Origin of the sequence: Treponema sp. OMZ 305, assembly GCF_024181325.1 — a bacterium.
In the GTDB taxonomy this organism is placed as follows: Bacteria; Spirochaetota; Spirochaetia; order Treponematales; family Treponemataceae; genus Treponema.
The window spans coordinates 946764-959767 of the sequence record NZ_CP051300.1 but is presented as its reverse complement, the minus strand read 5'-3'; the positions used below and the strand labels follow the sequence as shown (position 1 = coordinate 959767).

14 protein-coding genes are annotated in these 13004 nt (G+C 43.8%); 11 read left to right on the top strand and 3 right to left on the bottom strand.

What is annotated here, in order from left to right:
• The first annotated feature begins 75 nt into the window (after positions 1-75).
• Genes lepB through ABK01_RS04245 form a run of 3 tightly spaced genes read left to right on the top strand, consistent with a single transcriptional unit; the run spans position 76 to position 4446 of the window.
• A complete protein-coding gene (gene lepB / locus ABK01_RS04255) occupies positions 76-576 on the top strand; it encodes a signal peptidase I (protein WP_253676351.1) in 501 nt (166 codons plus the stop codon).
• On the top strand, positions 567-2444 hold the full coding sequence (locus tag ABK01_RS04250) for a penicillin-binding protein (RefSeq protein ID WP_212566207.1): 1878 nt from the start codon (positions 567-569) through the stop codon (positions 2442-2444). Before lepB ends, ABK01_RS04250 begins: the two co-directional genes overlap by 10 nt.
• Positions 2425-4446, top strand: coding sequence for a motility associated factor glycosyltransferase family protein (locus tag ABK01_RS04245; protein ID WP_212566206.1), 2022 nt, complete (start codon positions 2425-2427; stop codon positions 4444-4446). The genes ABK01_RS04250 and ABK01_RS04245 overlap by 20 nt, the downstream gene beginning before the upstream one ends.
• Before the next feature lie 1115 nt (positions 4447-5561).
• Here the strand turns inward: ABK01_RS04245 and ABK01_RS04240 are convergent.
• Together ABK01_RS04240 and ABK01_RS04235 are read right to left on the bottom strand one after the other, a co-directional pair.
• Positions 5562-5912, bottom strand: coding sequence for a helix-turn-helix domain-containing protein (locus tag ABK01_RS04240; RefSeq protein WP_212566205.1), 351 nt, complete (start codon positions 5910-5912; stop codon positions 5562-5564).
• Positions 5913-5971: 59 nt separating this feature from the next.
• Positions 5972-7198, bottom strand: a complete 1227-nt coding sequence (locus ABK01_RS04235) for a MuF-C-terminal domain-containing protein (RefSeq protein WP_212566204.1) — start codon at positions 7196-7198, stop codon at positions 5972-5974.
• Positions 7199-7254: 56 nt separating this feature from the next.
• On the opposite strand from ABK01_RS04235, the gene ABK01_RS04230 reads away from it, so the two are divergent.
• The 7 genes from ABK01_RS04230 (at position 7255) to ABK01_RS04200 (ending at position 10407) form a co-directional block, all read left to right on the top strand.
• Positions 7255-7740, top strand: a complete 486-nt coding sequence (locus tag ABK01_RS04230; protein ID WP_212566203.1) for a hypothetical protein — start codon at positions 7255-7257, stop codon at positions 7738-7740.
• Complete coding sequence (locus ABK01_RS04225) at positions 7737-8444, top strand: hypothetical protein (protein ID WP_253676350.1); 708 nt, start codon at positions 7737-7739, stop codon at positions 8442-8444. The genes ABK01_RS04230 and ABK01_RS04225 overlap by 4 nt, the downstream gene beginning before the upstream one ends.
• A 252-nt stretch (positions 8445-8696) precedes the next feature.
• Entirely contained in the window at positions 8697-8948 is a 252-nt protein-coding gene (locus ABK01_RS04220; protein WP_212566201.1) for a hypothetical protein, read from the top strand.
• Positions 8945-9205: a type II toxin-antitoxin system RelE family toxin gene (locus ABK01_RS04215; protein ID WP_253676349.1), complete on the top strand. Its 261-nt coding sequence runs from the start codon at positions 8945-8947 to the stop codon at positions 9203-9205. Before ABK01_RS04220 ends, ABK01_RS04215 begins: the two co-directional genes overlap by 4 nt.
• A gap of 21 nt (positions 9206-9226) precedes the next feature.
• Positions 9227-9817, top strand: a complete 591-nt coding sequence (locus ABK01_RS04210; protein ID WP_212566199.1) for a ribbon-helix-helix protein, CopG family — start codon at positions 9227-9229, stop codon at positions 9815-9817.
• A gap of 49 nt (positions 9818-9866) precedes the next feature.
• Complete coding sequence (locus tag ABK01_RS04205) at positions 9867-10175, top strand: BrnT family toxin (protein ID WP_253676348.1); 309 nt, start codon at positions 9867-9869, stop codon at positions 10173-10175.
• Entirely contained in the window at positions 10141-10407 is a 267-nt protein-coding gene (locus ABK01_RS04200; protein WP_212566197.1) for a BrnA antitoxin family protein, read from the top strand. Before ABK01_RS04205 ends, ABK01_RS04200 begins: the two co-directional genes overlap by 35 nt.
• A 451-nt stretch (positions 10408-10858) precedes the next feature.
• Here ABK01_RS04200 and ABK01_RS04195 read toward each other — a convergent pair whose 3' ends face one another.
• Positions 10859-11728 carry a hypothetical protein gene (locus tag ABK01_RS04195; protein WP_253676347.1) on the bottom strand — a complete coding sequence of 290 codons (870 nt, stop codon included), beginning with the start codon at positions 11726-11728 and terminating at the stop codon, positions 10859-10861.
• Positions 11729-11808: 80 nt separating this feature from the next.
• Between ABK01_RS04195 and ABK01_RS04190 the strand changes: the two genes are divergently transcribed.
• Positions 11809-12981 (top strand): HD-GYP domain-containing protein, encoded by a 1173-nt coding sequence (locus ABK01_RS04190; protein ID WP_253676346.1) that lies wholly within the window; start codon positions 11809-11811, stop codon positions 12979-12981.
• Positions 12982-13004 lie beyond the last annotated feature (23 nt).

Below are 13004 nucleotides of genomic sequence, written 5' to 3'. Positions count from 1 at the left end.
CTGGAAAAAATCTTGCTTTTTTGCTATCTTTAGCCGGTGAAAAAACCGGTTCAAAGAAGATTCCTATGCTTCCTTGTGTTAATAGGCGGCATTCTCTTTTTAAAAAGCTATGTTTTAGATATAAGGCGGATTTCGGGGCATTCGATGGAGCCTGCTCTTTTCGATGGGCAGGTTGTCGTTATATGGAAATTGGCGTATGGCATTCCGCTCCCCGCTGCCAACCGGTATCTTTGCCGCTGGGGGATGCCACAAACAGGGGACGCGGTGCTCTATCATATCGACGGTCGGTATGTTGTAAAGCGCTGCGTAAAAATAGAAAATATGGAACTGCATTTTATTACAGCCTCGCAAGAAGCGCCGGAAAGTTATGGCTCACTTAAATTAGACGATAATAGAACTGTTGCGCTTAACCACGTCCAATTCAGGAATCTGGGAGGATTTTTACCGCACGCCGAACAATATGTTCCTACCGGTTTTATTTTGGCGCTCGGCGATAATGCACCCCAATCCCGCGACTCCCGCGATTACGGGTTTGTCTCGGTTGATAGTATCTGCGGTCGGTTACTATGGAACTAAATCATTTTATTTCTAAAAAACGCATCATCTTTTTTATCGGCCTTTTGCTCATCTTTACCGGCTTAATTGTCGCAAAATATGCGCGGGCGATGCTTGGTTCGGAACCGGAAGTACACACCGTTAAGAAGGTTCGCGAGCGGGGATCAATTTTAGATCGGAACGGAAAAATCTTAGCGGCGGCGACAACGCTGTATAACCTATCGGTAAATAAAACACTGATTAGCGACGTCAATCGGCTTGTCAATATCCTTTCACCGATTCTTGAAATTTCGGAATCAGAGCTGCTTGATAAAATGCAAGATTCAAAATCGAATTTTTTGTATTTAAAGAAGAAGTTGAGTGAAAATGAAAAAGAGATTTTAAAAGATGCCATACGGGAATATGGGCTCAAGGGCTTACGGCTTGAAGCGGTAGCAAACCGCATCTATCCTGAAAATGAACTCGCGTCAACGCTGATCGGCTATCTGGGCGATGACGGCAAAGGGTTGACCGGCATTGAATATTCCATGCAAAACATTCTCTCCCCGCCTGAAGGCACTGCCGGCGCCGACAAAGACGGTTATACGGTTGCCTTAACAATCGATGCTTCCATTCAATATATGCTGCAACAGATAGCCGAACGGACAATGAAGAGTTCCAAGGCAGAGGCGGTCATTTTTTTGGCTGCCGATGCAAAGACCGGCGAAATCCTTGCATACATAAACGAACCTTCCGCTGATTTAGCGCGTTTTTCTTCCAGCACTCAAGAGGAACGGTTTGATCGCCCCGCCTATTTTATCTATGAGCCGGGTTCCGTTTTTAAGATTTTTTCAATAGCTTCCTTTTTAGAACTTGGCACAACGAAGGATTCCGATGTCTACACCTGTGATGCACAATTTGTGTTTAAACCGCGTCAGTTGAATGACAAAAAAGACCAAAACGTGATCCGGTGCTTGCGGGTACACGGTCAAGTAACGCCACGCGACATTATCAGGTTTTCCTGCAACGACGGAATGGCGCAGATCGCCGACAAAACCGATGCCGCAGCCTTCGCTGAAAAGCTGCGGGCATTCGGCTTTGGAAAAAAAACCGGTCTTGAACTGCCCGGAGAAGCGGCAGGGATTTTTGCGCCGGTATCATCGTGGTCTACCCGTACCAAGCACACGATTGCGATTGGACAGGAAATCGGCGTTACCTCCCTGCAAATTGTACAAGCTGCAACGGCGTTTACCAATAAAGGCAAAACATTAAAGCTCAGTCTTTTGTCCGAAATTCTGGACTCGACAGGGAAACCGGTCTACCGGCATAAACCGAAACCGCTTGAGCAGGTTATTTCAGCGCAAACGGCAAAAACGGTACTCGGTTATATGCAGACCGCCGCCGATGACGGTACCGGCTTTCGGGCTTCGATTAAAGGCGTACCTATTTCCGTTAAGACCGGTACCGCGCAGATGGCGCAAGCGGATGGGCGCGGCTACAGTTCCACCGATTATCTCAGCAGCTGTATCGGTATTTTTCCCGTCGATGACCCACAGGTCATTTTGTATATGGCGGTTATCCGTCCCGTCGGGGAAACCTACGGTTCGTTGGTTGCCGCGCCGGCTATCTCGGAAGCAGCCAATGCAATTATCGACTATCGCGGTATGGGGCGGGCAAATGCTCCGAACATAACCCATACCGGCATTATCAAATCGCACCGCCAAACCCCCGTAACCGTCGGCGACACGATGCCCGATTTGCTCGGTACTCCGAAACGGCTGCTGCTCGATTTATTAGGCAGAACCGATATTACGGTTAAGCTGACCGGAGACGGCTATGTAACGGCTCAAAGTCCGGCAGCGGGAACGCCGGTTGTAAAAGGAATGATCATTGAACTCACCCTTGAATAACGGCGCGGGTTTTGTCGGCGCCGCTTCTGCCGGTAACAACGGCGCTTCTATCGGCGCCGGAATAGCTTCTGTCGGCATACCCTTTACCATCGATGCCGAAGTATTCCTCCAAAATTGTAAGGACTTTACCGCCCGCTTTCCCGAACAGGCGGCAAGACTCGGACTCAATTTGCCGGAAACAGCCTTGCAGTGTTTACAAGCTATACCGCCCGAATACCGATTAGTACAAGCAAAAGCAAGAGGCATGGAACATACACCGACGCTGGCGGTAAAGGTCAGCTTTGTGCACTCCAAATACAATCCCCAAGAAGAAGCCCGCCGTATCCTCGATTCCGACTTTTTCCAAACGGCAGAGACGCAGAGCCGCTGTATCTTTACGGGGCTTGGGTTAGGCTATCTTGCTTCGCTGTATATCGAACGCTTTCCCGCTGCCGAAGCGGTAATCATCGAAGCGGACTCCAACATTTTTCTGTGTTGCTTGGCCGCCCGCCGCCTCGCCGCCCTTTTCCGGCACCGGCGTTTAAGCCTGCTGATTGGAACACAGCCGGAAGAGGCAGCCTCATTTCTCGCTTCAACGGGATGGAACGGCAAAATACTGTTTAAAGCGCCCGTTCTCGCCGAAGCGTATAAGCCGTGGTACGGAACTTTTTTTACGCTGCTTGAGCGGAATAAAATGAAAAACAGCATCAATGCAAAAACGCTGGAACGCTTCGGTAGGCTGTGGCTAAAAAACACGGTAAAAAACCTCGATAGGCTTTGCACGACGGCAAAGATCGACTGTTTTAAAAATGCTTTTTCCGATACGGCTGCCGTCGTCCTTGCCGGCGGACCGAGTTTAACTGCTCATCTTGAGCAGATTAAAAAAAGCGGCAAAGATTTTCTGATTATCGCGGTGGATACGGCAATGCGGGCATGTTTACGGGCAGATATTACGCCGGATTTTATTCTCAGCTTTGACCCGCAGTATTGGAACTACCTGCATACCGCCGGATTGGATACACACAAGTCCATTTTAATCAGCGAGGCGGCGGTTTTTCCGGCGGTACTCCGACAGCGTTACCGCGCAGTGTTCCTCTCCGAATCTTCGGCGCCCTTTGCCCGTTATCTTGAAGGCAAAGGTGAAGAACAGAACGGCAATAAAGACTGTACGCTCGCCGCCGGAGGTTCGGTTGCAACAACTGCGTGGGATTTTGCGCGGTATATCGGCGCCAAGCCCGTTATCATGGCGGGACTGGATTTGGCCTATCCCGGTAAGCAAACGCACTTTGCAGGCAGTACCTTTGAAGAAGCCGTACATACCCGCTCTACCCGCGTTGCTTCCGCAGAGCAGGCGAATTTTAATAGCTTATATTCGGCATTTCCTTCGCTGCACGAGGATTACGCCGGAGGAACGGTACTGACCGACCGCCGTATGCTGCTCTATGCGTGGTGGTTTGAAAGCACACTTGCCAAATATCCGGTGGTTAAAACCTTTAACCTTATGCCGCACGGGGTGTTCATACCCGGAATGCCCGCCTGCACTGCGGAAGATTTTGCGGGCATGACCGGCGGCCTCCCGCGCGCCGCAATTAATAAACGGCTGGAGACGCTCGTAAAAAGCGTGTACTCCCAAGCATTTTTAGATAGCTGCGGCGCGCGGAAGCGGCTGTTAGCCGCTTCGGTCAAGACAATGACCGAGAGCGCCGCCGGTCTTGCAGCCCAAGCGGAAAAGGCAGAAGCGTTGTGCCACCGCTTAGCGAAATACAGTGAAGAAGGCACACGTAAGAGTGGAAGTTCCGGCAACGGGAGCAGTGCCCGGAAACAGGCTGCCTTGATTGCACAGCTCAACACAATAGACGAGAAAATCAAAAACGGTTTTGCGAAAGATTTGGTCGCCGTGCTCTTTTTTAACGACGAAGCCGGCAAAGATAACGATCTACAGCCTATTGCAGCTGCTGAAAATGTCTACAAACGGATTCGTCTGATGGCGTTACAGGTATATGAAATATTTAAAAGCCGGTAAAAAAGCCTCTTTTTAAGAACTTTACACCTTTTTTAGCAGAACCTTATAAAATAATGAAAATTCTTCTAAACATTTTGCAACATCCGCCGATAATAAAAGCAGAAGGGGACATTAAACGGCGGTATCAACATCCAGACGCCGTTTCTTATACACCCGAAATGAGGACGGTTTAATGCTGTTGATTAAGCCGTCCTTTTCTTTTGCAAATAGGCGGCATATCTACTTCGTTGCCTTGCCAAAAGTGTACATCCTTGTACCTCTCTACCGATGCACGTCCATGTACATCGGTAGAGGACAAGTTTTGTCCCAAAACTTGTTGATGACTTATCCCCCGCCCATCCTTGGGCGCATTGGCGGCGAGTTTCGGCGGCGCCGAAACATGATAAAAACAGGCAAGTCATTATCAAAACAGTATTTATACCAATCACGAAAAAGAGCATACCTTCATTGTAGCAAAAATTGACAAAGCTATTTTTACACACAAAGCGCGGATAGCGCTCTTTAGAACCTGTTTCGGCGGTCTAAAGGCTCGATTTTTATAGGTGTTAAACCGAGTAAAGTTAAAGTGGTTCTGGTACTGATGCGCTTTTTTCAAAAAGTCTTGAGCGCTGGAAAAATACTGGCAGGCGTAAAACTCATCTTCGATAAGCCGATGAGAACTTTACACATCGCTTTGATAGGTCTTAGCCCCGACGGGAATGGTTTTATGCGTAGCGGCATAAGAAAGCTCAATAACTTTGGTAAAAAGAGTTTTTTCTAGGCTGTTCCAAGGGGCGGTAAACTCAGTGCCATTGTCGGTTTGGATCGTTATTTCAGAGGGCTTGATGCCATATCGCTTTAAATGAGTGAAAAGCCGATAGATGAAAATGGAGGTACTGGTCGTGCTGTGTTGCTGTGTGTAGCCGATAAATATGCCCCTGTTCTGATACAACGAGCGGTTATTTGGTATTTTGGTAAGTGGAACTGCATGAAATCGTGATAAAATTCAGGAATATCATCCAAATATTTGATATCTACCTGTATTTTTTCAAATGCACGGTATTTATTTTTAACCTCTCGCATATCCCGCTTTTTTTCTCGATGCGTTTTTTTGCTCGGCAGTTTGTAGTTTTGTTTTAAATATTTGACGACCGTCTTAATAGAGTAAGGAATGCTATACTCACGTTTAATTCAACAGCTCCGTTAATGCGCTTATTATCTGCGGTTGCTTTTTCTGCGAGAGCTTTTATTTTGAATTGCCAATACATCTTCATCATGCGAGGGCTTTTTTGAGGTTTTTTAGACAGGTCTTTGAGCCCTGCCCCTTTTTTTTCTTGCCAGCGTTTTCTCCATTTTCTTACCGTTTTTACGGTTGTTTGAAAGTGCCGTGCAGCTTTTTTGTTGCCATACTTTAGCGCGTAGCCGACCAACTCTTTTCTCAACAACGAGGGGTCTTTACTGTTTTTGTAAGATGCATAATAATCCATTGCGATGGTATCTCCTTGGTAGTATTTTTGCTTAATCTATTTTGCCTAACCGGTTCCGCTTAGGCAAGGGGGATACCATCTCTCTTCTCTGTCCAAATATCAGGATTTTTTTGCTTGACAGCATTGTGATATGCTGCTATATTCTCATATAGAAGCTGAGAATCTCGGTCGCGGAGCAATTGGAGTTCCGGGATTGCTAATTCTCGGCTTTTTTCATTTATATAGAGCACTCTCTTTTCTTGTACGGCTTTTTGTAAAAAGTTTGTAAAGCGGTCTTTTCCGTATATCGTTTTTGCAAGATTTATATCAACTTCAATACCATTAAAATATCCTTTTTTATTCGGTGAGAGCGGAATAATAATCGGCCTACCTTCACTATCCTTTAATGAAACAACCGTAATAATATCTTCTCTCCTATCGCTCCGCTGCGATTGCATAATAAGCAGGGGCTTTTTTAACGCATCCGGAATTTGTTTTATCATCTCAGGCGTAAGCCCGTGGTAATTGGTCGCGCTTCCTTCCTTCTCCGGCTGCATAATATTTTGAATATGACGAGCGGTTATCATCACCGGTAAGCGTTCAAACCCAAGTTCTTGATAAATAGGAGACGTCATACCGAGATACAGATGACTTTGCGCAAACTGTGATACATCTTTTTGCGCATTAATAGTATCAACCGCTTCGTCAAAGCGTTGTTGGTTAAAGATGAAGCGCTCGGCAGTAAAAAGCTCATCGTACACACGGATAATTTCAAGATTAAGCGGGATAATCCGATCGAGACCGTTATAAATCTGTTGGGTAAATACAGCGCCTTTTTCAAAGACAATGCGGTGATCTTCTGAGGCGGCAAGGCGTAACCGGATATACTGTTCAAGCCCGATAGCAAACGCTTCTTCTTGTGCTTCACTCCAAACGCCCGCTTCGACCTTAAACGCTTTTTCCGCCCGCTCTTTCAGCGCTCCGGTAAGCTGCCGCCGAAAGACATGGGCAGCTTCATGGACAAAAGTGAAAAAGTCCGCATTTTTCCCAGCGCCAATGAGGGCGCGTGCATCACCGGATAAAAAGGCGGTATACCCTTTTATCTCATCCGGAAGGCTATTATCGGAAATAGCGAACCCTTTTGGGTGATATGTTGAAAGGTACTGATCGAATGGCATATCGAGGGTTTGGGCACGGGCTTTCAAAAGTAACAAAGCGCTGTCCGCTTCATCATTTGAAAGATGAAATGATTCGGTTATTTGACGTAAAACGAGCACTTCAGGCGACGGAGGCAAGAACTCTTGCATACAATTCCTCCTACAATATGAATATGTTAATAATGTTATAACATCAGTATAATATATTGAAGTTATCATTGCAATATGCTATTTTGCAGTATATGGTTACCGTATCTATTCCGAGTGAAAAAAAGGGACTGTCTCTGTTTGCACACGGAGGCGCCGCTCATGTTGAAACACTTCCGGATGCGACCGTTTTTACCTTTGATGATAAAAGTCCCGTCATTCTTTTTTACACCTTCCCCTCTATGCGCCGTGCATACATTATTTACGGCAAAGAAACCGGATGCAAACGAATGCTTCCATTGGTGACGCCTGCGGTAACCGTTTTATATACCGCGACCGGAAGACGCATTGATGTACTGAAGCGGATGTTATTTCTTTTGGATAACCTTACTTATGGAGCGTACTTTGGATTTGACGCACTTTTTTATCGAGAGTTGGGATTGCTTCTTGATCAAAACAAGATGAGTAAAAGAACGCTTATTACGTTGTTAGAAAAATACGGCTATTGGTATGCTGAAACAAAGAAAAAGGAGTATTCCTTGTGATTCATGTCGATAAACAGGTATTAAGCTATTTAGGGATTGAAAAGATTGTCATTGAGGAAGCAGGGACAGTTCATTCGTGTATTCCGGTCTTTTTCTTTCAAGAAGCGTGGCAGCTTTACTGTGTTACGGAATTATCCCCGAGACAGGGATATGATAAACTTCTGATTACCTATCGAGGGGAATGTTTACCAGTACCAGTACACTTAACCGGTGTTCGCGGTAAAAGGCGGCATTACACGGCAGTATTCGGCCGTACCTTACCGTTAGAATTAGCATATAGGCTTACATCCCTTCAAAGCCGCTTTGAAACGGCGGAGAAACGAGGGGAAAGGCGGCTTCCGGCAGGTCTTGCACACTGGGAAGCACTTGGTCTTAGACAGCTGTATCAAACAGTTTTGATAGACGGGTATGAATATGATTGCATTATTGAAAATATTTCAGAGCATGGACTTCTTCTTTCTTGTAGGCAGGAAGGTAAAATGACTATCCGCGATCCGATGGGGTTGCGTCTCGCCTTTGCGGCTCCTTCCTTAATATCTTTTTTACAACTGTCTCCGGTGCGTTTTTTTAAAAAAAATAGGCGGCTGTATATTGCCGTTCGTATAAAAGCCCCCATCGATATTCATTATCTGATGCGTTTTGCACGTTATGCCGATCGCTTCATTGATAGCCCTCATAAACCGGCGATACACAACGCCCGTTAAGGAAAACGATCATTGTTCCGTATCGTCTATACCGGCGACGGAGACGTCGCTTCCGCTTACTCAAGCCGATAACAGTACCTTGTGTCAATTATTGACGCAAGAATAGCATGCCATTTGTCCGACAAATAAGCGTTGTTTTAACCTATACTACTTGACAAATATGAATACTTTCAATATTTTTAATAAAATTATTGAAAAATACCATTTGTAGTATCAGATGATAGCTCTGTATGAGAGGCTAAAGGAAGTTTTATGGGTGTTAGAAATACTGTAAGTATGAGTTTTAGTGCTAATCCGCAGTTATTTAATCAAGTTGATTCTTTGTGTAAAAGCAGAGGTTGTACAAGAAGTTGGTTTTTGAATAAGGCAGTTGAGCGATTTATTCGCGAGTGTCTTGAAGATCAAGAAGATTATGAAACTGCTGCTGCTGCTTGGGCAGAGTTTGAAAGGACAGGTGGTAAAACTTATTCCAGTGAAGAACTTCGTAAGGAGTTTGGATTGTGAAAGTTGATTATTCAGAAGGTGCCAGAAAGCAATTAAAAAAATTAGATACTTCAGTAAGAAAACGAATTCTTGATTATATGGACGAGGTAGCTTTACTTGATAATCCTAGAGTTCGTGGAAAAATGCTTGTTGGTAATCTTTTGGGTTTTTGGCGTTATCGAATTGGAGCTTACAGAGTTCTTTGTAAAATCATTGATACAACGATGGTTATTTTTGTTGTAGATATCGGACATAGAAAAGAGGTTTGCGATGGATAGTATATTTGGAAGAATACTACGATGCAACAAATAAACGCAAATATCAAGAAAGCGCTCTATGATAAACTGCTGGAGCGGGAAAAAGAAAGCGGTGTTTCACAATCAAAGATTATCGAAGCGGCCTTGATGCAGTATCTTACCCAAGCGCCTATTACCCAAGCCGCTGACGATAAAGGTGAACTTTATGCATCGCAATTTGTAAAAAATACCGGACAGAGCATTCGCTCCTTTGCACTTAAGAATGGACTTGAATATATCACTTTTTTTAAAAGTATTACTGGTGTAACAAAGCCGACTTACGAAATGATGTTTCGTTTACGGAATGTTATTCCTCCTTCATGGTGGGTAACAACAACGGCGGAAGCAAAACCGGAACCGAAGCGCTTTACAGGACCGGATGATTATCGCATAGTGCGGGAACATTCAGCAGGGTATAAACACTTAGAGCCGCTTACTTACTCATGGTGTGCTGAAAACGGCGTAGATTATAATCGGCTGTATAACTTAAAGAGTAGAAAGGCTTTTGGATTTCCTTCATATTCTATGATACGCGCCTTACGGCACTGGATTGACCCAGACCTCTGGTTCATCTATGAAAAACGGAAAAAATGATAAGTACGGAATGCTTTACAGAAATACATTTATGTGATACTTTTTTAACATGAATGATGATATAGAATGGCATTTACCAAAAGAAGAAGCGAATATCAAAAAACATAAAGGATTGTCATTTGATGAAGCAAAACAGGTCTTTGATGATCCTTTTTACTTAGAAAAATATGATGTAGTTCATTCAATGCTTGAAGAAGAGCGGTATCAAGTTCTTGGCAGAATAAAGAATCAATTGGTTGTTTTTGTTGTTTATACGCCGAAAGGCAGCAAAAAACGGATAATATCGGCGCGACCTGCGTTGAAGTGCGAAAGGGAGATGTACTATGAAAAAATTGCAAGTATCACAGATAATAAATGAGTGTGAAAAAAATGCCATCCCTGATGAGCAGATAGATACATCGGAAATACCGGAACTGAGTAATCTGGATGGGTTTTATTTTGGAAATGAAAAGTATTTTAAGCCGGTAAAAGAACAGGTTTCAATTCGGTTCAATAAGATTTTACTTGATCATTTTCGTTCAAAAGGAAGCCGGTGGCAATCGGATTTGAATGAATTTTTGATGGGTGCTTACATCAATGGACAGATTTAGTCGAGGATATGATGTTAAGACCGGTGCGGCACACTTTGCAGAGCATAAGTTTGATAGAGCTTTATCCCAAATGGCGGCACTTTTTATAAATATGGTGTACGATAGCAGTATAGAAAAAACAAGTGTAGAAAAAGCTGTAATGATTTTTTAATCAATGATGCTTTTTTGTGTACTGGTAACTACTGTTTAAGGGGTAAATCTCCCCGAAAACCTTCCCTTTTTTACTATCATGTTTCGCGTAACCGCGAAACATCGCTTCTGACATAACCAGCGGCATCCATGCCGCTACTGCAATAAATCCTCGACGTATCAGAACGGACAGGGATGTCCGTGGTTATAAGCAGTAGCGAGATTTGTGTTGTGCACAAATCTCGTCGTTAAGCAGTTATACACGGATGTAGAACTGCTTAACAGTCTATTTGCAAAAGCGTTGGATATGGGAGCATCTGCGTCAACGTATCAGCGCGGGGGTATCCGCAAAAGTTTCTGATGCGTTTTCCTTGATTTCATCTTCCTTAAAAAGCCAAACTAGCGCATCGTCGATTGCTTTTGTAAGGACAAGCACATGAATATTTTGTTTTTCTTTCTGTGCATGTTTTTTCCAGTGCTGCAATGAACGTTTTTTTAATTTCCGTTTTTCCTCTTCGATCTGTGTATCTACCTCATCTTTGCTCACATCAATATAATGATATAATCCGCATGCCATAAAATAAACACTGAGCAATCGAACAAGCGGGTCTTGCTCCGTTTCCAGCACGTATGAAAATTTCTCTGCTGCCTCGCGGTAGCGTTTTAACATCTGTGCCGAAAATGCATCATAAAATGGTACCCACGGAGAACTTTGGTGAGGTTGTCCGACAATGCGAGCCATAAAGTTTGCAAGCCCTTGATAATCGTTCGAAAGCAGCTTAGCCGCAGCAAAACGGGAACCAAAGGTTCTAAGATATTTCGGTTTATCCTCTTCGAGTACACGTTCAAGCCGTTTTAATATTTCAAAATCCCCCAATAAAATACTGATTTCACACAGCAGCCGTACTTTTTTAGCGGTAAGATGATGCTTTTCAAAAATTTCCGTTTCCAAATAGAGCGAAAGCGCCGGCCAATCTTCAGATTCAATGGTCGTTATGAGTTTCCAGTTGTTGATAAAGAATATATTCATTCCCAGCAAGAGAATCATAAAAAAAAGGACGAATACCCAATAGTTTTTGAAAAAGCTGCCGATAAATTCAGTACCGGCAGTAAAGAATGAAAAAGAAAGCACTGTAAAGAAGATAGTCAACAGAACAGCATTAAAGATAATAATAAGCACTTTTAATTTCATTCAAAATCTCCTATAATCTCTATAATAGATGGTGTGAGTCTTTTGATCACACTTTCAGTGTACTACAGGAGCGTATTTAAGTGAATACATTGAAACTTTTAGAGCTGAAAACCCCCGTATATTTTACGGAGGACGTGTACATTGATAAAAAGTTTTTATTGTTTACAAGGGAAAGTTGTTTTACGGATGAATTAAAAAGACTTCTTTCCGAATGGCAATTTACGCTTCTCTATACAAAAGGAAACGCCACCGAAGAAAACCCTCAAAAAAAAGAAAATAAGGGGGAAGAAAAAAGCGATGCATCCGACAAAGGTCAAGTCCTAACCGATCAAAAACTTTCCGGCGAGTTAGTAGAAAGAACCTATCAAAAATTTTATGCTTTTACCGACGAAGTGTATGGAGCCTATCGGAACAGGCAGGCGCTCGATACCGAAAATGTAACCGCCAAGATGAAGGAATTCTGTACTTTTGTACAAGAAAACCGGCAAGCCGTACTTATTTTGCAATCGATTATGCCGTATAACGTGGACAATTTTCTTGTTACCCATTCGATTCGCTCGGCGGTTTTTGCTATCATAGTCGGTATGGAACTTAAAATGCAAAATCATCAGCTGGTTGAATTGGCAATTGCCGCTTTACTGCATGAGATAGGTCTTATTCATATTGCCGAAGACATTTATTCCAGAGAGGGAGAGCTGTCGGATGAGGAAAAAAAATATCTGCATGTGCATCCGGTTCTTTCCTGTAAAATATTAAAGAAAGCTAAATTTCCGCTACCGGTTTGTCTCGGTACACTGGATCATCATGAACGGGAAAACGGTACGGGGTATCCGCAAAAGCTGACCGGTGAAAAAATTTCTCTTTACGGAAAGATTCTGGCAGTTGTCTGTTCTTATGAAGCGATGACCGGCGAACGTAAGTATAAGAAAGCCGACGATCCTGCGACGGGATTATTAAATGTTTTACGGCGTGAACCTTCGCAATATGATGAAGAGGTTCTAAAAGCATTCTTAAATGCACTGTCGTTTTTCCCTATCGGTAGTTTTGTATACCTTTCAAATAACACTGTTGCACAGGTAATCGACAGTAATTCGGAAGATCCTCGTTTTCCCGTTGTACGTGTTATCGACAAGTCTGCAAAAGCGGCTTTTTCGGAAGCTATTCGCACGGCAATGGATGGCATTCGTATCATGCGTCCTGCGCGTAAAGAAGAATGGATCGCCGCTCTTAGTAAGGGGAAGAAGAAAGCGTAACTTCGGCGGACATCATCAATGAC